Origin of the sequence: Intrasporangium calvum (assembly GCF_028446585.1) — a bacterium.
Lineage (GTDB): Bacteria > Actinomycetota > Actinomycetes > Actinomycetales > Dermatophilaceae > Intrasporangium > Intrasporangium calvum_A.
The window spans coordinates 83598-105190 of sequence record NZ_JAPFQL010000002.1 but is presented as its reverse complement, the minus strand read 5'-3'; the positions used below and the strand labels follow the sequence as shown (position 1 = coordinate 105190).

The window sequence follows — 21593 nt, the reverse complement described above, 5'->3', positions numbered from 1 at the left end:
CGCGGGCCTCCCTGATCAGCGCAGCCCCTCTTCGACGGTACGCGCCAATGTGATGTGCGTCACTTTCATTATGGGATGTGCGAAGAAGGTCCCAAAAGTCCCGAAGCGATCCGGGAATCCTTCACCACCACGGCAACTCGGGCAAAGGCGAACAGATCAGACAGGGAACCCCACGTGGGCCAGCGCCTGCCGCACGAGCACCCCGTGCGACCCCGACATCTCGCCGCGCATCGCCATCTCGACAGCCTCGGCGGGCGTCACCCAGGACAGGTCGAGGGCGTCCTGCTGCGGCTGGCAGTCGCCCATGACGGCAACGATGTAGGTCAGCGACACCGCGTGCTGCCGGGGGTCGTGATACGGCGTCACGCCAGGCGTGGGAAAGAACTCCGCGATCGCGACGGGCTGCGGCGACACAGGGATCCGCGGCAAGGCGACGGACCCGAGGTCGCTCTCGATGTGCCGGGCCAGCGCGTCCCGGATCTTCTCGTGGTAGCGGACGCGGCCTCCGACGACCTCCTGCCCGATGCCCCCGTCGTCGTCCGCCCGGAGCAGCAGCCCCAGGTGGGTCACCACGCCCCGGTCGTCGACGCGCACCGGCACGGCGTGGACGTAGAGCATCGGCAGCCGCCCGCGGGCGCTCTCGAGGTCCTCATGGCTGAGCCAGGCAGCGCTGGTCTCCAGGTCGGTCATGTCGCCCATGTCGCTTTCCTATCAGGTCGCCGGCCCCGCGGCACCGGCCACCCGCCCCGCCGGGCCGAAGACGACCTCCGGGTTCATGATCCCGGACGGGTCGAAGACGGCCTTGATCGCGCGCTGCCGCTCGACCTCCCGAGGCCCCACCTCCGCGGCGAACCAGCGCCGCTTGATCGAGCCGATCCCGTGCTCGCCGGCCACGGTCCCGCCGAGCGACAGGCCGAGCTGCATCAGCTCGTCGAAGGCGGCCCAGGCCCGTTCCCGAGCACCCGCGTCGCCATACGGATAGACGATCGAGGGGTGCAGGTTGCCGTCACCGGCATGTCCACTCACCGGGATCCGGACGTCGAACCGTCGGGCCGCCTCGGCCGCCCCCCGCACGTACTCGCCGAGCCGCCCGACCGGCACGCAGACGTCCTCCGCGATCCGGGCCCCCAGCGCCTCGACCGCAGTGCTCAGCACCCGCCGCCCCTGCAGGAGCAGGTCAGCCTCCTGACGGTCCTCCGCCACGGCGACCTCGACAGCGCCCGCCGCGGTCATCAGCTCGCCATAGCGCGCGACGTCCTCGGCCGTGTGCCCCGGCCGGTCCGACTGGACGAGGAGCACCGCCTCGGACTCCTCGGGGAAGCCGTAGTCCCCGAAGCCGCGCACGGCGTCCAGGCTGGCGCGGTCCATCATCTCGAGCAGCGACGGCCGGTGCCGGTCGAGCCGCAACGCCACCACCGCGCGCACTGCCTCGTCGAGCGAGCCGAAGGTCGCCAGCGCCGTCAGCGCCGGGTCGGGCGCCGGCACGAGCCGCGTCACGACACGGGTTGTCACCCCCAGCGTCCCCTCGGAGCCGACGAAAAGGCCCGTCAGGTCGAGCCCGGTCACCCCCTTGATCGTCCGGTGGCCCGTCCGCATCACCTCACCGCCCGGCAGCACGACGTCGAGCGCCTTGACCCAGTCGGCCGTCACGCCGTACTTGAGGCAGCACAGTCCTCCGGCGTTGGTCGCGACGTTCCCGCCGATCGTGCACGTGGCCGTCGATGCCGGGTCCGGCCCGTAGAACAGGCCCGCCTCCGCCGCAGCCGCCTTGAGCGCGGCGTTGACCACGCCGGGTCCCACGACGGCGATCCCCTCGACGGGGTCAATGGTCTCGATGGCGTCGAGCGCCTCGACGTTGAGCACGATGCAGCCGTCCGTGGCTCGCGCGCCGCCGACCCGTGACGTCCGCGCGCCCTGGGGCACCACCGGCGTCCCGGTCGCCTGCGCGTGCTCGAGCACGGCCACCACGTCCGCGACGTCGCGGGCGCGCACGACCGTGTAGTCGGAGGCCACGTCGCGCGCAGGGTCCCTGGGCTCGGGGCCGGCGTCAGCGGCATACGTCCGCTTGACGTCCTCGTCGGTCACGACGCGGGACTGCACGCTGGGCGGGAAGGTGGCCACGCTCACAGGCTAGACTTCAGGGCACAGGCGTCTGAGCCGTCATCAGCGGCGAGCCTCCGGAAGAACGGTCCCAGCCCGGCTGGGGCTCACTAGACCCGGACGGGAGGGCCCGTCACAGCCTTCACAAGAGTGGTCGTATGCCGCTGGGCTCGGTTCCCGGGTCACGCGCGGTCGTGCGGCAAGCGGGGTGGTACCGCGGCAGAGCCTCCGGGCGACGTCGTCCTCGTGAACGAGAGCCCACGAGCAGTCCGAGCCACGCAGCAGGAGACCACGACCCATGGTGTACCCGAAGGTCAGCACCGACCCGTCCGGCGCAGTAGATCCCAGGGCCGGCGTCCCGTCGAACCCGCGCTTCCCCGAGATCGAGGAGCGGGTCCTCAAGTACTGGGACGAGGACGGCACCTTCATCGCCTCCGTGGAGAACCGCGAGGCCGGTGAGAAGGGCGCCAACGAGTTCGTCTTCTACGACGGCCCGCCCTTCGCCAACGGCCTGCCGCACTACGGCCACCTGCTGACCGGCTACGTCAAGGACATCGTCCCGCGCTACCAGACGATGCGCGGCCGCCGCGTCGAGCGCCGCTTCGGCTGGGACACCCATGGCCTGCCCGCCGAGCTCGAGGCGCAACGCCAGCTCGGCCTCAAGACCAAGCAGGACATCGTCGACCTCGGTATCGACAAGTTCAACGAGGCCTGCCGCACCTCCGTGCTGAAGTACACGGGGGAGTGGCGCGACTACGTCACCCGCCAGGCGCGCTGGGTCGACTTCGACAACGACTACAAGACCCTCAACCCCGGCTACATGGAGTCGGTCATCTGGGCGTTCAAGACCCTCTACGACAAGGGCCTGGTCTACGAGGGCTTCCGCGTCCTGCCCTACTGCTGGAACGACCAGACCCCGCTGTCCAACCACGAGCTGCGCATGGACGACGACGTCTACAAGATGCGCCAGGACCCCGCGGTCACGATCGGCTACCGCCTCGAGACCGGCGAGCTCGCCCTCATCTGGACGACGACCCCGTGGACCGTGCCGTCCAACATCGCCATGGCCGTGCACCCCGACATCGACTACGTCGTCGTCGAGTCCGAGTTCAGCGGGACGACGGAGCGCTACATCATCGCGGAGGCGCGGCTCGCGTCCTACCGCAAGGAGCTCGGAGAGGACGTCGCCGACCGGGTCGTGCAGCGACTCAAGGGCTCCGAGCTCGTGGGGCGCCGCTACACGCCGCCGTTCTCGTACTTCACGGGCCACCCCAAGGGCCACGTCGTGCTGCCTGCCGACTACGTCACGACCGAGGACGGCACGGGGCTCGTCCACATCGCGTCCGCCTTCGGTGAGGAGGACAAGGTCCTCACCGACGCCTTCGGCATCGACGTCGTCGTGCCGGTCGGGGCCGACGGCCGCTTCACCTACCCCGTCACCGACTACGAGGGCATGCACGTCTTCGACGCCAACGCCCACATCATCGACCACCTGAAGGCGCGCACTCGCGGCGAGGGCGAGATGGGCGCGACGACCGAGGGCACCGTCCTGCTGCGCCGCGAGACCTACGACCACACCTACCCCCACTGCTGGCGCTGCCGCGAGCCGCTCATCTACATGGCCGTCTCGTCCTGGTTCGTCGAGGTCACCAAGATCAAGGACCGGATGCTCGAGCTCAACCAGGAGATCGCCTGGACGCCCGAGCACATCAAGGACGGCCAGTTCGGCAAGTGGCTGGCCAACGCCCGCGACTGGTCGATCTCGCGCAACCGCTTCTGGGGCAGCCCGATCCCCGTGTGGCGCTCGGACAACCCCGAGTACCCCCGCACCGACGTCTACGGCTCGTTCGAGGAGCTGTCGCGCGACTTCGGCGTCGAGGTCACGGACCTGCACCGGCCGTTCATCGACCAGCTGACCCGGCCCAACCCCGACGACCCGACCGGGAAGTCGACGATGCGCCGCGTCGAGGACGTCCTCGACGTGTGGTTCGACTCCGGGTCGATGAGCTTCGCCCAGGTGCACTACCCGTTCGAGAACGCCGACTGGTTCGAGCACCACTTCCCGGGCGACTTCATCGTCGAGTACATCGGCCAGACGCGCGGCTGGTTCTACACGCTGCACATCCTCGCGACGGCCCTCTTCGACCGTCCGGCCTTCTCGTCGTGCGTCAGCCACGGCATCGTCCTCGGCTCGGACGGCGCGAAGATGAGCAAGTCGCTGCGCAACTACCCGGACGTGCAGGAGGTCTTCGACCGCGACGGCGCCGACGCGATGCGGTGGTTCCTCATGTCCTCGCCGATCCTGCGCGGCGGCAACCTCATCGTCACCGAGCAGGGCATCCGCGACGGTGTCCGGCAGGTGATGATCCCGCTGTGGAACGCCTGGTCGTTCTTCGCGCTCTACGCCAACACCGCTCGGAGCGGCGAGGGCTACGACGCGAAGCACTCGACCTCGTCCAGCCACGTGCTCGACCGCTACCTGCTCGCGAAGGTCCGTGAGTTCGTCGCCGAGATGACCGAGGAGCTCGACGGCTATGAGATCGCGGCCGCGTGCGACACGATGCGCTCGTTCCTCGACGTGCTGACGAACTGGTACATCCGACGGTCGCGCGACCGGTTCTGGGGAGGCGAGACGGAGGACTCCCTCGCGGCCTTCGACACGCTGTGGACCGCCCTCGAGACGGTCACCCGGGCGATCGCACCGCTGCTGCCCCTCACCACCGAGGAGATCTGGCGTGGGCTCACCGGGGAGCGGTCCGTGCACCTGACGGACTACCCCCAGGCCGAGGAGCTCCCCGCGGACCACGAGCTCGTCGTGGCCATGGACCGGGCCCGAGAGATCTGCTCGGTGGGTTCGAGGCTGCGCAAGGCCAATGGGCTCCGAGCTAGGCTTCCTTTGGCCGAGATCGTCGTTCTGCTGCCCACAGATGAGGCCCTGGGACCGTTCAAATCACTGATTCAGGACGAACTGAACGTCAAGAAGGTGACGTTGCAGAGCCTTGAGACGGTGACCATGGAGGAACTCGGCATGGGCGAGCGCCTAACTGTCAATGCTCGTGCGGCAGGGCCCCGGCTGGGCAAAGACGTGCAGCGCGCAATCAAGGGAAGTAAGTCGGGCGACTGGTCGGTAACCGCAGCCGGAGTCGTCACTTCCGGAGGGGTTGAACTCGAGCCGGGGGAGTACACGCGCGACCTTGTCCTGACTCGGTCCGACTCTGATTCCACCGCCGTAGAGGCCCTGCCGGGCGGCGGCTTCATCGTCCTCGACACGCACGTCACGCCCGAGCTCGCCACGGAGGGCGTGGCCCGTGACCTCGTGCGCGCCGTGCAGCAGGCCCGCCGCGACTCCGGCCTGCACGTCAGCGACCGGATCAGCCTGACGATCCAGGGTGCGCCGGAGGTCTTCGAGGCCACGGTGACGCACCGCGACCTGCTCGTGGCCGAGACGCTCGCCACCCAGTTCTCGTCCGCCGGCCCCGAGCACGCCCTCAGCGACGGCGTGGGGACCCCGGTGACGGTGGGCGACGGCTTCCCGGCGACGATCGTGGTGACCAAGGCATGACGGGGATGGAGGCGACGGACATGCCCGGCTCCGCAGAGGGTGGCCCGGTGGGAGACCTCGTGGTGCGCGCGGCCGAGGGCAACGACCTCGACGCCGTGCTCAGCATCGGGCACCGCACCTGGCCGATCATCCACGAGCCCATCGCCGGGCTGGACTACGTCGCCATGGGCCTGGCCAAGTGGTGGACCTCGGACGTCGTCGCCGCCTCGATCCGCCAGGGCCGCACCATCGTCGCCGAACTGGACGGCATCGTCGTCGGGATGGCTGCGTTCGGGACCCAGGACGCTGACCTCGTCCTCTGGAAGCTCTATGTCCTGCCCGAGCACCACGGGCGAGGTGTCGGCTCCGCGCTGATGGACGCCGTGCTCGACCGGGCCCGGGAGGCGGGACACACGCGGGTCACCGTCGCCTACCCCGACGGCAACGCCTACGCCGCGCGGTTCCACCGCGCCCACGGCTTCATCGAGACCCATCGAGAGGCGTCCGGCTCCGGGCTGCCCGACACCATCTGGATGGTCCGAGAGATCGGAGCGGGGGAGGACGCATGAGCGGTCGACCTGACCAGGCTGCCCAGGACGCGGCACGCAACCTCGAGGAGATGAAGCGGATGCGCGAGATCGAGGAGGCCATCCTCGCTCGCGCCCCCGAGAACGACATCGGCCCGTCACTCGAGCGGATCGCCGCGGTCATGGAGCTCGCCGGGGACCCGCAGCGCAGCTATCCGGTCATCCACCTGACCGGCACCAACGGCAAGACCTCGACGAGCCGGATGATCGACACCATCCTCCAGGAGACCGGCCTCTCGACCGGCCGGTTCACCTCGCCGCACCTGCATGACCTGCGCGAGCGGATCACGCTGTCGGGCAAGCCGATCCCGCGCGACAAGTTCATCGCCGCCTACGAGGACGTCGCCCCGCTCGTCGAGATCGTCGACGACCGGTCGCTGGCGTCGGGGGGACGGCGGATGAACTTCTTCGAGGTGCTCGTCGCCATCGCCTTCGCCGCCTTCGCCGACGCGCCCGTCGACGTCGCGGTCATCGAGGTGGGGCTCGGTGGGTCCTGGGACGCGACCAACGTCGCCGACGGGACCGTCGCCGTCATCACCCCCATCGACCTCGACCACACGCACCTGCTCGGTGACGACGTCGTCGACATCGCCCACGAGAAGAGCGGCATCATCAAGGCTGGCTCGGTCACCGTCGCCGGGATCCAGGACCCCGACGTCGCCGCCGTGCTCGCCGAGCGGGCCGAGGAGGTCGGCTCGGAGCTGCGCCTCGAGGGGGACGCCTTCGGCGTGCTCGCGCGCGAGGTCGCCCTCGGCGGCCAGCAGATCAGCCTGCGCGGCCTCGCCGGTGAGTACCCCGACCTGTTCCTGCCGCTCCACGGAGCACACCAGGCGAGCAACCTCGCGACCGCGGTGGCGGCAGTCGAGAGCTTCCTCGGCGGTGGCCAGCAGGCCATCGACCACGAGGTGCTCACGGCGGCGGTCGGGCGGATGACCTCTCCGGGACGCCTCGAGATCGTCCGGCGGTCACCCACCGTGCTCGTCGACGCCGCGCACAACCCGCACGGCGCGCGATCCCTCGTCGCTGCCCTCGACGAGGCCTTCACCTTCACCCGCCTCGTCGGCCTCGTCGGCATCGTCTCCGACAAGGACGCCACGGCCATCCTCGAGGTGCTCGAGCCCAGGCTCGATCACGTCGTGGTCACCCGCAGCTCATCGCCCCGGGCGATGGCACCGGCCCAGCTCGGCGCCCTGGCCACGGAGATCTTCGGTGAGTCCCGGGTGACCGTCGAGGCCAACCTGCCGGACGCCCTCGAGCGGGCCGTCACCCTGGCCGAGGAGGAGGGCATGGGCGGCGGCGTCATCGCCACCGGCTCGGTCATCACGGCCGGAGAGGTCCGTCTCCTCCTCGGCCGCACGGAGACCTGAGGGCGGGAGGGCCGGGACCGAGCCTGCGTCGAGGAGCGAGCTCAGCGGCATACGGACTCGGGTGTGTCCCTTCCGACCCGCCCCGTAGTCTGTCCGCCATGCACCCTGTGGTGAAGCTCGTCCTCATCGTGGCCGTCGTCATGGCCATCGCCGTCCTCTACGGACGCATCTTCGGACGGCGCGACCGGGAGCAGCGCTACGTCGGTCTCACCGACGCCGTGCGCTCCAAGATCAGCCACGAGATCAGCGCAGGGCACAAGATCAACGCAGTGAAGATCTATCGCGAGGCCACCGGCGCGCCGCTGCCCGACGCCAAACGCGCCATCGACTCGTGGTTCGTGCCCGGCCAGGGGCCGGGCGTCCGCGACGCCGCCGCTGCCTGGACCGAGGGCCGGCTCACCGCAGAGGCCCGCAACCGGATCAGCGAGCTGGTCACGGCCGGTCGGCGCGAGGACGCCATGGCGCTCTACGCCGAGGCGACCGGGGCGAGCGACTCCGAGGCCCAAGCCATCATCCGGTCGTGGGACACCACGCAGAACTACTGAGGACCATCTGCGCATGCGCCGTCTGACCTTCTACGGGGCCACCGGTAAGTTCACCTGGCGCATGCTCGCCACGGTGCTCGTCGGACAGTCCATCAGCGTCTTCTTCGGCGCCCTCGTCGCCCGAGCCGTCGCCGCCACCGGACCCGACGCCCACCGCTCGACCACCTACCTGCTCGTCGGCTCGGGCCTCGCCCTCCTCAGCATCCTCGCCGCCGGACTGATGCGCCGGCCCTACGGCGTCACCCTCGGCTGGCTCGTCCAGGTGCTCACCCTGGCCAGCGCCCTCATCCTGCCCATGATGCTCGTCGTGGGGCTGATCTTCCTCGTCCTGTGGACCACCTGCCTGTTCCTCGGCAGCCGCATCGACGAGGCCCAAGCGGGCGGTCCGGACCCCGACGACGGCGCCGATAGGGTGGCCGAGTGACCATCGAACGATCCCTCGTCATCGTCAAGCCCGACGGATTCCAGCGCGGCCTCAGCGGTGAGGTCCTGCGCCGCATCGAGGCCAAGGGCTACACGCTCGTCGCACTCTCGATCCTGACCCCGACCGTGGAGCAGCTCGCCGCCCACTACGCCGAGCACGAGGGCAAGCCGTTCTACGAGCCGCTCGTCGAGTTCATGAGCTCCGGCCCGGTCACCGCCGCCGTCATCGAGGGTCAGGACTGCATCCGCGGCTTCCGGTCCCTGGCCGGCGCGACCAACCCCACCGACGCGGCACCCGGGACGATCCGCGGGGACCTCGGGCGCGACTGGGGCCTCAAGGTCCAGCAGAACATCGTGCACGGGTCCGACTCGCCGGAGTCGGCTGCCCGCGAGATCGCGATCTGGTTCCCGCAGCTCTGATCGCGGGCCGGCCGCTCGCGACCGGTCCGACACCGCGGCCGCGCCGGCTCCGAGGTCCACGATCTCGGCCGGGACAGCAGGCACAATCCCCGGTATGAGCCCGATCCTCGGACTGCGCCCGCTCGGGCGTGATCTGGCGATCGACCTCGGCACGGCCAACACGCTCATCCACGCCAAGGGGCGGGGCATCGTCCTGGACGAACCCTCCGTCGTCGCCGTCGAGGCCCAGACCGGACGGCTCGTCGCGGCCGGCACGCAGGCGAAGGAGATGCTGGGCCGCGTCCCAGGCACGATCCGCGCGGTGCGGCCGCTGCGTGACGGGGTCGTCTCCGACGCCGACGAGGCGGAGCTGATGCTGCGCCTGTTCATCGACCGGGTCCGCACCTCCCGGGTCGCCCGGCCCCGGATGGTGCTGTGCGTCCCGAGCGAGGTGACGGGGGTCGAGCGTCGCGCCCTCGAGGACGCGGCACTGCGCTGCGGCGCCCGGCAGGTCTACCTCATCGAGGAGCCGATGGCCGCGGCGATCGGCGCCGGACTGCCGATTCACGAGACCGCGGCCAGCATGGTCGTCGACATCGGCGGAGGCACGACCGACGTCGCAGCCATCAGCCTCGGTGGCGTCGTCACGTCCGCGTCGGTCCGCGTCGCCGGCGACGAGGTGGACGACGCGATCATCAGCCACGTCAAGGCCGAGTACTCGCTGCTCCTCGGTGAAGGCAGCGCCGAGCACATCAAGCTGGCCATCGGCTCGGTCTTCCCGCTCGGACGAGAGCTGACGACCCGCGTCAGGGGCCGCGACCTCGTCACGGGGCTGCCCAAGAGCATCGAGATCGGCTCCGCGGAGGTCCGCCGTGCCATCGAGGCCCCCATCCTGCAGATCACCGACCTGATCCGCACCACCCTCGACGTGTGCCCACCCGAGCTGGCCGGTGACATCCTCGACCGCGGCATCACCCTGACCGGTGGCGGTGCCCTGCTCCGCGGGCTCGACGAGCGCCTGCGCCACGAGCTGGGTGTCCCCGTGACCGTCGCGGCGGACCCGTTGCACGCCTCCGTCCGCGGGGCAGGTCGGTGCGTCGACGAGTTCTCCGGCCTCGAGCGGGTCCTGGCCCCCCACCAGAGGCGCTGAGCGGCGTGTCGCACCACGCCAAGCGCCGCCTCCTGGCCCTGCTCGTGGTCGCGACGCTCGCCGTGCTCGTCGCCGACCTGGCCGGTCATCCCGCCGTGGACGCCATCCGCTCCGCGTCCGGGACCGTCGTCGGTCCGGTCCAACGCGTCCTGTCCGGGGCGCCACCCGGACGGGTGGCCGAGCTCGCGGCCGAGAACGCCCGGTTGCGGGCCGAAGCCGACCGGCTGAGCCGCGAGGTGCAGGCGCTGAGCCAGGTTCGGGACCTCGTCGCGGACGGTGCGGTGACCGGACGCTCGGTGGTCATCGGGCAGGTCGTCGCGAGCGAGGCGAGCGCCCTCGGAGGGCGCTCGCTGACGCTCGACGTCGGCTCGAACGACGGCGTCGCGGTCGACTCGACCGTGGTCGGGTCCGCCGGGCTGGTCGGCCGGGTCGTCGCCGTCGCGCCCTGGACCAGCGACGTGCAGCTCCTCGGTGCGGCGCAGTCGGTCGTCGCGGTGCGGGTGGGGGATCGCGGGCTCCTCGGCACCGTGTCGCCCATTCCCGCCGGAGGCGGCGCCGACGACGACGGGCAGCTCTCCCTCGCCCTGGCGCAACCTGGCAGCCCCGCGGTCGGTGACCTCGTGACGACCCTCGGCAGCGTGGGCGGTCGCCCGTATGCGGCGGGCGTCACCGTGGGCCGGGTGGTGTCCGTCGAGCCGCAACCCGGCCGCACCACCGTCACGGCACGGGTCGCGCCGGCGGTGGACCGTGAGGGCCTCGACGTCGTCGCCGTGCTCGTCCCTGCGGCGCGCGACGAACCCCGGCCCGTGGTCGAGGAGCCGGTCGGAGCGCCGGGCGGAGAGCCGGCCGGAGAGCCGGCCGGACAGCGGGGCGGAGACGTGGTGGGGGCCGGGTGAGGATCTCGCTGCTCGGCCTCGTGCGCGTCGGCTACGTCCTCGGCGCGGCCTTGTTGATGACCACGGTGCTGCCGCGACTCGGCGTGCCGGGTCGTCTGGTGCCGGATCTCGTCCTCATCGGCGTCGTCTCCAGCGCGGTTCTGCGCGGGCCGGTCCACGGCGCCCTGCTGGGTCTGGCCGCGGGCTGGGTGCTCGAGATCGTGCCACCGGTGGGTGCTCCGCTGGGGCTGGCCGCCCTGACGCTGATGCTCGCAGGGGCGGCAGCAGGAAGCCTGCGGCGGACCTCCTCGAGATCGTTCGTTCGGCCACTGGCGGCGCTCGCCCTCGCGGCCGTGGTGGTGCTGGGTGGTCGCGCCGGCTCAGCCGTCGTCGCCGAGGGCAGCGTCGACCTCGCCGGCATCCTCGCCACCCTCACCGCAACGCTGGCGGCGGGGCTCCTCCTCCTGCCGGTCCTCGTCGCGGTCGACCGCGCGCTCGTGCGCAGACGGCTCGGCTGAGATGCCTCGACGCCGGCCACGCAGCGGGGGGTGGGTCGCGGTTGCCTTGCTCGGCTCGCTCTTCGCCCTCCTCGTGGGGAGGCTGGCGCACGTGCAGCTCGTCGAGGGCCCACCTGCGGGGCCTGCAGCGGCGGCCATCACGACCCGCGTGGTCACCGAGCAGGCCGCCCGTGGGTCGATCCTCGACCGGGAGGGGCGCCCCTTGGTCGCCAACAGCTACACGACGACGGTCACCGTGCCCAGGTCGGTGCTCCTCGACGCGCCTGATGAGGGACGTTCGCTCGTCGCTGCCGTCGCGGGGGCGCTCGGCCGACCGTTCGAGGACCTCTGGGCCAAGACCATGCTGTGCGGCACCGCCGGCGCCCCGCCCGCTCCCGCCTGCTTCAACGGGTCGCCCTATGCACCCATCCCGCTCGCGACTGAGGTCGAGCCGCGCCGGGCACTGAGCCTGCTGGAGCGGCCGGAGGTCTTCACCGGGATCGGGGTGGTGGCCGAGCCGGCCCGCAGCCACCCGATGGCGAGAACCGTGTCGGCGGCGCACCTCGTCGGCTACGTGGCCCGTCCGACGGCCGCAGAGGTGGAGTCGAGTGGCGGCGCCATCGGGGCCGAGGATCTGGTCGGCAGGGCCGGACTCGAGGGGTCGTACGACGCCGTGCTGCGGGGCACGAGCGGCCGCACGACCGTGTCAATCGACCCGCGCGGCGCCGTCACCGGGACGGTCTCGTCGGTCCCGCCCACCCCCGGCCTCGACGTGGTGACACACATCGACGCGGACATCCAGGGTGCGGCCGAGCGTGCCCTCGCCCGAGCCGTCGCCCGCGCCCGCGCTGACGGGCACCCTGCGGACTCCGGGGCCGCGGTGGTGCTGGACGTCACCAACGGCGCCGTGGTCGCAGCAGCCAGCCACCCGACCTATGACCCCGGCCTCTTCGTCGGAGGCATCACGGCCAGCGAGCTTCGGCGCCTGACGAGCGAGAAGGCTGGAGCCGCCCTCCGGTCCCGCGTCATCGCCGAGACGTACCCACCGGCGTCGACGTTCAAGGTGATCTCCGTGCCGGCGGCCGTGTCCGCCGGTGCCTCGCTCAAGGGGCGCTACGACTGCACCCCGAACTACCGGATCGGCGACCACGTCTTCAACAACTTCGAGTCGAGGGGCTACGGACCCATCGACCTGCACCGGGCGCTCGTCGTGTCGTGCGACACGGTCTTCTACCGGCTCGCCCACCGGACGTGGCTCGACCAGGGCGGCCTCTCCGCGCCGGCCTCCCGCGTCGACCCGTTCGTGGCGATGGCCCGGTCGTTCGGGCTCGGCCGACCGACCGGCGTCGACCTTCCCGGTGAGGCCGCCGGGACGATCCCGGACCGGACCTGGAAGCGGGAGTACTGGGAGGCCACTCGGGAGCAGACCTGTCGGCGCGCGCGCACCGGCTACCCCGAACTGCGGCGCAGCGACCGCGAACGTGCCAGCTATCTGACGCAGCTGGCCAAGGAGAACTGCGCCACCGGCTATCAGTACCGCGCCGGTGACGCGGTCAACCTGTCCATCGGCCAGGGAGACCTGGCCGTCACGCCGCTCCAGATGGCCGTGGTCTTCGCGGCCATCGCCAACGGCGGCACCCTGTGGCAGCCCCAGGTTGCCGCCGGTTTCCGTGCTCCCGGCGGCCAGGTCACGCAGATCCCCGCCCGCCAGGTGAGCCGCGTGCCGGTGCAGCAGAAGGTGCTGGCCTACGTGCGTCGCGCCCTGGGCGACGTGACACGCCCCGGCGGGTCGGCAGGGTCCGCCTTCGCCGGCTTCCCGCAGCGGCAGTACCCCGTGGCCGGCAAGACGGGCACCGGCGAGGTCTTCGGCGAGGAGGCCACCGCCTGGTTCGCCGGCTACGGCCCGACGACCCGGCCGCGCTACGCGGTGGTCGTGGTCGTCAGCCAGGGGGACTCCGGATCGCGGGTCGCCGCGCCGGCGGTCCGCGAGATCTTCGACGCGATCCGTCTCGAACGCTGACGCACGCACGAGGATGGTGCCGTGGACGACTACCTGAGATCCGACGCCCGCGTCCTCGATGCCCTGGACCGGGCCTGGGACCGCAGCCGGGTCGGGGTGTCGACCCGGCTCGGCAGGCTCCGCTCGCGCGCCTTCCTCGTCGTCCAGTGCGCGGTTGCTGCCGGCGTCGCCTGGTTCGTCGCCAGTGACGTCCTGGCCCACCAGACGCCGTTCTTCGCGCCGATCGTCGCCGTCGTCTGTCTGGGCATCTCCTACGGCCAGCGGCTGCGACGGGTCGTCGAGGTCGCGGTCGGGGTGGCGGTCGGAGTCTTCACCGCTGACCTCTTCGTCAGCGTCGCCGGGAGCGGGGGCTGGCAGATCGCCGTCGTCGTCATGGTCGCGATGAGCCTGGCGCTCCTGGTCGGTGGCGGTCCCATCCTCGTCACGCAGGCGGGAGTCCAGGGGATCGTCGTCGCAGCGTTGGCCCCGACACCCGGCCAGGCCTTCGTCCGGTGGACCGACGCACTCATCGGTGGCGCGGTTGCCCTGGTCGCGGCGACGGTGGCGCCGCAGGCTCCGCTTCGCAGGCCGCGGGTCGCGGCGGCCGGGGTCGCGCGCAAGATCAGCGAGCTGCTCCGTCGTGCGGCGGCCAGCGCCGGTGACGGCGACGTGGCCGCCGCAGCAGCGGTTCTCGCCTCGGCACGCGAGACCGAGTCGCTGTTGCGTGAGCTGCGCACCGCCGCTGACGAAGGGCTCTCCGTCCTGCACAGCTCGCCGTTCTCCCGGCGCCAGGCCGGGGGTGTGCGCAAGATGGCGGACCTGATCGACCCGCTCGACCTGGCGATGCGCAGCACCCGCGTCCTCGTCCGCAAGGTCACCGTCGTGGTCGGTCGGGGAGAGCGGCTGCCCAGCGGTTATCGCGAGCTGATCGACGAGCTGGCCGACGCCGCGGACCTCATCGCCCGGGCGTTGGCCGAGAACGCCAGCCCCGAGATCGGCCGCAAGGCGGTGCTCGCGGTGGCCGTCGCGACGTCCCACCTGCCACGCACGGACAACCTCGTGGTCGAGACCGTCCTGGCTCAGCTGCGCTCGGTCGTCGTCGATCTGCTCCAGGTGACCGGGGTCGACGTCGATGACGCGATCGCGGCGGTACCGCGGGAACGCCCCCGCGGCTGAGCCCCAGGCCGCTGGTGCGGCCGTCCGCGGACAGCCACGTTGCGCTGCCGCAGCCCCCGATAGGCTGTCGCCCATGGCTGATTTCGATGTCGTTGTGCTCGGTGCCGGACCCGGTGGCTACGTCGCGGCGATCCGCGCGTCCCAGCTCGGCAAGAAGGTTGCCGTCGTTGAGAAGCAGTACTGGGGTGGCGTCTGTCTCAACGTCGGGTGCATTCCCAGCAAGGCGCTGCTGCGCAACGCGGAGATCGCGCACATCATCACGCACGAGAAGAAGACCTTCGGCATCGAGGGCGAAGCGACGATGTCCTACGACGTGACGCACAAGCGCAGCCGTGGCGTTGCCGAGGCCAGCGCCAAGGGCGTGCACTACCTGATGAAGAAGAACAAGATCGAGGAGATCGACGGCTGGGGCACGATCACCAGCGCCACGTCGATGGACGTCGCGCTCAACGACGGCTCCTCGCGCACGGTCACCTTCGACAACCTCATCATCGGCACGGGCGCCACGGTGCGCATGCTCCCGGGCATGCAGGTCAGCACCAACGTCGTGACCTACGAGGAGCAGATTCTCGACGCGAACCTCGCCGGCTCGATCATCATCGGTGGCTCGGGCGCGATCGGGGTCGAGTTCGCCTACGTCATGAAGAACTTCGGTGTCGACGTGACGATCGTCGAGTTCCTCGACCGGATGGTTCCCACTGAGGACGCCGACGTCTCGAAGGAGCTCTTCAAGCAGTACAAGAAGCTCGGCGTCAAGGTGATGCTGTCCACGGCGGTCCAGAATGTCGAGGACACCGGCTCCGGCGTCCGCGTCACCGTCAAGCCCGCACAGGGTGGCGACGAGCAGGTCCTCGAGGCCGACAAGTTCCTCGCCGCCTTCGGCTTCGCCCCGCGCACCGACGGCTACGGCCTCGAGAGCCTCGGGCTCAAGATGACCGATCGTGGCGCGATCGAGGTCGACGGTCGGTGCCGCACCAGCGTGCCCAACGTCTACGCCATCGGCGACGTCACCGGCAAGCTCATGCTCGCGCACACCGCCGAGGCCATGGGCGTCGTCGCCGCCGAGACGATCGGCGATGCCGAGACGATGGAGCTCAACTACGACATGATTCCGCGGGCGACGTTCTGCCAGCCACAGATCGCGTCGTTCGGCTACTCCGAGGCCCAGGCCAAGGAGAAGGGCTACGACGTCAAGACGGCGAGCTTCCCCTTCTCGGCCAACGGCAAGGCGCGCGGCATGGCCGAGGGCGTCGGCTTCGTCAAGATCGTGGCGGACGCGGAGCACAACGAGATCCTCGGCGCGCACATGATCGGCCCCGAGGTGACCGAGCTGCTGCCCGCGCTGACGCTGGCCCAGCAGTGGGACCTCACCGCCGACGAGGTGGCCCGCAACGTCTTCGCGCACCCCACGCTGAGCGAGGCGATGAAGGAAGCCGTCGAGGGCATCGTCGGCCACATGATCAACCTCTGAGAGCCACCTCGAGAGACCGTATGCCGCTGGGCTCAGCCCCGCACCCGAGGGTGACCTCAGGTGCGGGGCTGAGTCGTGTCACACCGCCAATGCCCCGGGTGCGATCTCGTCGAGCGGCTGACGCCGTGCCTCCTTCTGCTCCCCGTCGGGGCCTCACGGTCTCTCTGCGCCGCGACCTCGGCCGCCGCCAAGCAGGGGGAGCGGTCCCCGTGGCTGGCCGCGGAACTCGCGGGGACGCAGACTCCGCTCTGGGGCCCGGACCCGGTGGGGCGAGTGTGGATGGCGGGGCCACTCGAGTGGGACCCCGGTGTGGATGATGGGGCCACTCGAGCTGGTGGGGGGCGGTCAGCCGCCGGAGGGCTCGGCCACCTCGGCCCGGTCGACGTCGCCCTCGAGGTAGGTGGCCGTGGCGCGGGCCAGCAGCGGGTCCACCCGAGGGTCGTCGGCCCGGACCCGCTCGACGAGGGCCCTACGTAGCCTCGGCTCCCAGAACTTCTTGAGGTGGGTCGCGAGTGCTGTCGCGCCCTCGTCGGCGGGCAGGTGGTGCAGGGCGCGAGCGATGTCGTTGCCCAGGCGGATCTCCGGGGGCAGCTCCGCGCTCATCGCGAGGCCACCGCCTCCGAAGCCTGGGCGAGCGCCTCGTCGCCGGCGTTGGCCACCCCGACCTGGACGGCCGTCACCTTGTATTCCGGACAGTTGGTGGCCCAGTCGGAGTTCTCCGTGGTGACGACGTTGGCCCCCGTCACGGGGTGATGGAAAGTCGTGTAGACGACACCGGGCTGCATCCGCTCGGACACGACGGCGTGCAGGGTGGTGGTCCCGACCCGGCTGGTCAGCTCCACCCGGTCCCCGGTCCGGATCCCGCGCACCTCAGCATCGGCCGGGTGGATCTCGAGGACGTCCTCCGGGTGCCAGGTCTCGTTCGCGGTCCGGCGGGTCTGCGCCCCGACGTTGTACTGCGTCAGGATGCGGCCCGTCGTGAGGATGAGCGGGAAGCGACGGCTCGTCGTCTCGGTCGTGGGGACGAAGACGGTCGGCACGAGCTTGCCCTTGCCCCGGACGAACTCACCGATGTGCATCGTCGGCGTCCCGTGGGGAGCCTTGTCGTTGACCGGCCACTGGAGGCTGCCCTCGGCGTCCAACCGCTCGAAGGAGACTCCGGCGAAGGTCGGCGTGGTGGCGGCGATCTCGTCCATGATGGCGCCGGCGTCGGGATAGGACATCGGGTAGCCCATCGCGGTGGCGATGTCGCACACGACCTGCCACTCGTCCTTCCCGGTGCGGCTGGGCAGCACCGGCCGGACGCGGTTGAGGCGGCGCTCGGCGTTGGTGAAGGTGCCGTTCTTCTCGAGGAACGACGTGCCGGGCAGGAACACGTGGGCGTACTTGGCCGTCTCGTTGAGGAAGAGGTCCTGGACGACCACGAGCTCCATCGACGTCAGCGCCTCGCGGACGTGGTTGAGGTTGGGGTCGGACTGGGCGATGTCCTCACCCTGGACGTAGAGGCCCTTGAACGACCCGCCGATCGCGGCGTCGAACATGTTGGGGATCCGCAGGCCCGGCTCCGGGTCGAGCGTCAGGCCCCACAGCGACTCGTAGATCGCGCGGACGTCGTCGAGGCCGACGTGACGGTAGCCGGGCAGCTCGTGCGGGAACGAACCCATGTCGCACGACCCCTGGACGTTGTTCTGCCCACGGAGCGGGTTGACGCCGACGCCCTCGCGCCCGACGTTGCCCGTCAGCATGGCGAGGTTGGCGAGCCCCATGACCATCGTCGAGCCCTGGCTGTGCTCGGTCACGCCGAGCCCGTAGTAGATCGCGGAGTTCGGGCCCGCGGCATAGAGCCGGGCCGCCGCCCGCAGCTCGGCCGGGTCGATGCCGGTCGCTGCAGCGGTCGCCTCCGGTGAGTTCTCCTCACGGGCAATGAACTCGAGGTAGTCATCAACTCCCTCGCACCGGGCTCTCATGAAGGCCTCGTCGTGCAGCCCCTCGGTGACGATGGTGTGCGCCATCGCGTTGACGAAGGCGACGTTGCTGCCCGGCAGCAGGGGCAGGTGGTGCGCTGCCTCGACGTGGGGAGACCGGACCAGGTCGATCCGACGGGGATCGGCCACGATGATCTGGGCGCCCTCGCGCAGACGTCGCTTCATCCGCGACCCGAAGACGGGGTGGGCGTCGGTGGGGTTGGCTCCGATGAGCAGCATGACGTCGCAGTGCTCGACCGAGGCGAAGTCCTGGGTGCCCGCCGACGTGCCGAAGGTCTGGTTCAGGCCATAGCCGGTGGGGGAGTGGCACACGCGTGCGCACGTGTCGACGTTGTTGTTGCGGAAGGCGGCCCGCACCATCTTCTGGACGACGTAGACCTCCTCGTTGGTGCACCGGGAGGAGGAGATGCCGCCGATGGCACCGACGCCGTGCCGAGCCTGGATGTCCGTGAAGCCGGCGGCCACCCGCTCGATCGCCTCGTCCCAGGTCACCGTCCGCCACTCGTCGTGGATCGAGTCGCGCACCATCGGGGCCAGCTGACGGTCCTGGTGGGAGGCGTAGCCGTAGGCGAAACGGCCCTTGACGCAGGAGTGTCCCTCGTTGGCCCCGCCCGTCTTGCTCGGCACCATCCGCACGACGCGGGTCCCGTCGCCGGATCCCTGCACCTCGGCCCGGAACGAGCAGCCGACACCGCAGTAGGCGCACGTCGTGTCGACCGACCGGGTGGGCATGCCGAGCTCGATCACCGACTTCTCCGTGAGGGCGTCGGTGGGACAGGCCTGCACGCACGCCCCGCAGGAGACGCACTCGGACTCGAGGAAGCTGGGAGCCCCGCTGGCCGAGATCCGGGAGTCGAAGCCGCGGCCCTCGACGGTCAGGGCGAAGGTGCCCTGGACCTCGGCGCACGCGCGCACACAACGCGAGCAGACGATGCACGCCTTCGGGTCATAGGTGAAGTAGGGGTTCGACTCGTCCGGACGGTCGGACAGATGGTTGGCGCCCCCCAGCCCGTAGCGGACCTCGGCCACGCCGACCTCACGCGCGAGCGCCTGCATCTCGCAGTTGCCGCGAGCGCACCCCGGACAGTCGGCCGGGTGGTCCGAGAGGTAGAGCTCCATGACCCCCTGGCGGACCTGGCGGACCTGCTCGGTCTGGGTGGAGACGACCATGCCGTCGGCGCACGGTGTCGTGCACGAGGCCGGGGTGCCCTTGGCGCCATCGATCTCGACGACGCAGAGCCGGCAGGAGCCGAAGGCCTTGAGCGTGTCGGTGGCGCACGCCTTGGGGATCTCGATCCCCGCTTCCTTCGCCGCTCGGAGCACGGACGTGCCCGGGGCGACGTCGACTGCAACACCGTCGATGACGACGTGCGCCGTCCGGGGGCCCGGAACCGGGGGCGTGCCCAGGTCGGGCTCGGGGGAGTAGGTGTCGCGGGTGAGGAAGGTGGTCATGAGGTCCTCCTGTCGAAGTCCTCCGCGAAGTGCCGGATGGCGCTCTGCACCGGCATCGGGGTGAGGCCGCCCATGGCGCACAGGGAGCCCTTGGTCATCGTCGTGCACAGGTCGTCGAGGAGCAGCAGGTTCCGGTCCCGCTCCGTCCCGGCGATGATCCGGTCGAGGGTCTCGACGCCACGTTGCGACCCGACCCGGCACGGCGTGCACTTGCCGCACGACTCCTTGGCGCAGAACTCCATGGCGAAGCGCGCCATCCTGGCCGCGTCGAAGGTGTCGTCCCAGACGACGACCCCGCCGTGGCCGAGCATGCCGCCTGCCTCGAGCAGTGCTTCGTAGTCCATCGGGACGTCGAGCGCGGCGGCCGGGAGGTAGGCGCCCAACGGGCCACCCACCTGCACCGCGCGCACCGGCCGACCGCTGGCGGTGCCGCCGCCGTAGTCCTCGACGAGCTCGCGCAGCGACACCCCGAAGTCGGTCTCGACGACCCCGCCCTGCCGGATGTTGCCCGCCAGCTGGAAGACCTGCGTCCCGCGGGAGCGCCCCGACCCGAGGGCGGCGTAGGCCGCGCCACCGTCGGCGAGGATCATCGGCACCGCCGCGAAGGTCAGCACGTTGTTGACCACAGTGGGCCGGCCGAAGAGCCCCTCGAGCGCGGGGATGGGCGGCTTGGCCCGCACCTCGCCCCGGCGCCCCTCGAGCGACTCGAGCATCGAGGTCTCCTCGCCGCAGATGTAGGCGCCGGCGCCGAGGCGGACGAAGAGGTCGAAGGACAGGTCGCTGCCCTGGATGCGGTCCCCGAGCCAGCCGTGGGCGTAGGCGACGTCGATGGCCCGGCGGAGCGTGGCCGCTGCCGCGGGGTACTCGGACCGGCAGTAGATGTAGCCCTCACGAGCCCCGACGGCGTGCGCCGCGACGAGCATCCCCTCGATCAGGGTGAAGGGGTCGCCCTCGGCGAGCATCCGGTCGGCGAACGTGCCGCTGTCGCCCTCGTCGAGGTTGCAGCAGACGAACTTGACGTCGGCCGCCGCCCCGAGCACGGTCTGCCACTTGATCCCCGTGGGGAACCCGGCGCCGCCACGACCACGCAGGCCGGAAGCGGTGACCTCCGCGACGACGGCCGCCGGCTCGAGCGTCAGGGCCCGACGTAGGCCGGCCCAGCCCCCGTGCGCCTCGTAGGCGGCGATGTCGGTCGGCGGGATGACGCCCATCCGGGCGAACGACACGCGCCGTTGCCGGGCCAGCCACGGGTGATCCTCGACGACGCCGATGGACGCACCCACCGAGGCGCCCGAGAGCATGCCCTCGGCGACGAGCCCCGCGACGACGCCCGGCGTGACGTTCGGGTAGCCGACCCGCCCGGAGGGGGTCTCCACCTCGACCAGGGGCTCGAGCCACAGCATCCCGCGGGAGCCGGTCCGCACCACGTTGACGCCCTCGTGGCCGGCGAGTGCCTCCGCGACGGCGTCCGCGCCCACGGCCACGGCGCTGGAGTCGGCCGGGACGTAGACGGTGGTCGACGATGCGTTCACCGGACCCACCCCTCGCTCAGGCCGAGCAGCCGCTCGCCGGTCAGCCGCCCCTGGAGCCGGCCGTCCACCATCCCCGACGGGCCGAGGGCGCAGTTGCCGAGGCAGAAGACCTCGTCGACCTCGACGTCGTCGCGCTGCGCAAACGCCTCGCGCGCCTCCGCGAAGACCGCCTCGGCGCCGACGGCCTGGCAGGCCTCGCCCCGACAGAGGTGCACCGTGTGGGCCGGTGCCGGCTCGGTCCGGAAGTCCTTGTAGAAGGAGACGACACCGTGCACGTCTGCCACCGACAGGTTGAGCGTGTCGGCAATCGTCTCGACGTCCTCGCGCGTGATGTGGCCGAGCTCGGCGACGACCGCGTGGAGCACGACCATCAGTGCCCCGCGTTCCCTCGCGTGCTGCTCGGTGAGGCGGCGCACCGTCTCGGTTCGCTGGACATCCAGCCCGCTGCGCGGGCTCGTCGCGTGCGTCATCGTGCTCCCGTCGTTGGGTTCCTC

18 protein-coding genes are annotated in these 21593 nt (G+C 71.0%); 12 read left to right on the top strand and 6 right to left on the bottom strand.

Annotated elements, in window-relative coordinates; translation table 11 throughout:
• Positions 1-156 precede the first annotated feature (156 nt).
• Both OO014_RS01140 and OO014_RS01135 read right to left on the bottom strand, forming a co-directional pair.
• Entirely contained in the window at positions 157-699 is a 543-nt protein-coding gene (locus OO014_RS01140; protein WP_272460386.1) for an NUDIX hydrolase family protein, read from the bottom strand.
• Positions 700-711: 12 nt separating this feature from the next.
• Complete coding sequence (locus tag OO014_RS01135; RefSeq protein WP_272460385.1) at positions 712-2121, bottom strand: FAD-binding oxidoreductase; 1410 nt, start codon at positions 2119-2121, stop codon at positions 712-714.
• Positions 2122-2398: 277 nt separating this feature from the next.
• Here OO014_RS01135 and ileS point away from each other — a divergent pair, with 277 nt between their 5' ends.
• The 12 genes from ileS (at position 2399) to lpdA (ending at position 16130) form a co-directional block, all read left to right on the top strand.
• Positions 2399-5662, top strand: a complete 3264-nt coding sequence (gene ileS, locus OO014_RS01130) for an isoleucine--tRNA ligase (RefSeq protein WP_272460384.1) — start codon at positions 2399-2401, stop codon at positions 5660-5662.
• Entirely contained in the window at positions 5659-6210 is a 552-nt protein-coding gene (locus OO014_RS01125) for a GNAT family N-acetyltransferase (RefSeq protein ID WP_272460383.1), read from the top strand. Before ileS ends, OO014_RS01125 begins: the two co-directional genes overlap by 4 nt.
• Positions 6207-7595: a bifunctional folylpolyglutamate synthase/dihydrofolate synthase gene (locus OO014_RS01120; RefSeq protein WP_272460382.1), complete on the top strand. Its 1389-nt coding sequence runs from the start codon at positions 6207-6209 to the stop codon at positions 7593-7595. Before OO014_RS01125 ends, OO014_RS01120 begins: the two co-directional genes overlap by 4 nt.
• A gap of 98 nt (positions 7596-7693) precedes the next feature.
• Positions 7694-8140, top strand: coding sequence for a hypothetical protein (locus tag OO014_RS01115; RefSeq protein WP_272460381.1), 447 nt, complete (start codon positions 7694-7696; stop codon positions 8138-8140).
• 13 nt (positions 8141-8153) lie between these two features.
• Positions 8154-8564, top strand: a complete 411-nt coding sequence (locus OO014_RS01110; protein ID WP_272460380.1) for a DUF4233 domain-containing protein — start codon at positions 8154-8156, stop codon at positions 8562-8564.
• A complete protein-coding gene (gene ndk / locus OO014_RS01105) occupies positions 8561-8983 on the top strand; it encodes a nucleoside-diphosphate kinase (protein WP_272460379.1) in 423 nt (140 codons plus the stop codon). The genes OO014_RS01110 and ndk overlap by 4 nt, the downstream gene beginning before the upstream one ends.
• Before the next feature lie 94 nt (positions 8984-9077).
• A complete protein-coding gene (locus OO014_RS01100; protein ID WP_272460378.1) occupies positions 9078-10112 on the top strand; it encodes a rod shape-determining protein in 1035 nt (344 codons plus the stop codon).
• A 5-nt stretch (positions 10113-10117) separates the two neighbouring features.
• Positions 10118-11008 carry a rod shape-determining protein MreC gene (gene mreC / locus OO014_RS01095; protein ID WP_272460377.1) on the top strand — a complete coding sequence of 297 codons (891 nt, stop codon included), beginning with the start codon at positions 10118-10120 and terminating at the stop codon, positions 11006-11008.
• Positions 11005-11505 (top strand): rod shape-determining protein MreD, encoded by a 501-nt coding sequence (mreD, locus tag OO014_RS01090; protein WP_272460376.1) that lies wholly within the window; start codon positions 11005-11007, stop codon positions 11503-11505. The genes mreC and mreD overlap by 4 nt, the downstream gene beginning before the upstream one ends.
• A gap of 91 nt (positions 11506-11596) precedes the next feature.
• Positions 11597-13504, top strand: a complete 1908-nt coding sequence (locus tag OO014_RS01085; protein WP_272460375.1) for a peptidoglycan D,D-transpeptidase FtsI family protein — start codon at positions 11597-11599, stop codon at positions 13502-13504.
• 21 nt (positions 13505-13525) lie between these two features.
• Positions 13526-14659: an FUSC family protein gene (locus OO014_RS01080; protein ID WP_272460374.1), complete on the top strand. Its 1134-nt coding sequence runs from the start codon at positions 13526-13528 to the stop codon at positions 14657-14659.
• Between the two features lie 73 nt (positions 14660-14732).
• Complete coding sequence (gene lpdA, locus OO014_RS01075; RefSeq protein ID WP_272460373.1) at positions 14733-16130, top strand: dihydrolipoyl dehydrogenase; 1398 nt, start codon at positions 14733-14735, stop codon at positions 16128-16130.
• A 345-nt stretch (positions 16131-16475) separates the two neighbouring features.
• Here lpdA and OO014_RS01070 read toward each other — a convergent pair whose 3' ends face one another.
• The 4 genes from OO014_RS01070 to OO014_RS01055 are packed head-to-tail and all read right to left on the bottom strand — an operon-like array spanning position 16476 to position 21569.
• Entirely contained in the window at positions 16476-16733 is a 258-nt protein-coding gene (locus tag OO014_RS01070) for a formate dehydrogenase subunit delta (RefSeq protein ID WP_272460372.1), read from the bottom strand.
• A complete protein-coding gene (gene fdhF, locus OO014_RS01065) occupies positions 16730-19567 on the bottom strand; it encodes a formate dehydrogenase subunit alpha (protein WP_272460371.1) in 2838 nt (945 codons plus the stop codon). The genes OO014_RS01070 and fdhF overlap by 4 nt, the downstream gene beginning before the upstream one ends.
• A complete protein-coding gene (locus OO014_RS01060; RefSeq protein WP_272460370.1) occupies positions 19564-21099 on the bottom strand; it encodes an NADH-ubiquinone oxidoreductase-F iron-sulfur binding region domain-containing protein in 1536 nt (511 codons plus the stop codon). The genes fdhF and OO014_RS01060 overlap by 4 nt, the downstream gene beginning before the upstream one ends.
• Positions 21096-21569 carry an NAD(P)H-dependent oxidoreductase subunit E gene (locus OO014_RS01055; protein WP_272460369.1) on the bottom strand — a complete coding sequence of 158 codons (474 nt, stop codon included), beginning with the start codon at positions 21567-21569 and terminating at the stop codon, positions 21096-21098. Before OO014_RS01055 ends, OO014_RS01060 begins: the two co-directional genes overlap by 4 nt.
• Positions 21570-21593: the final 24 nt, after the last annotated feature.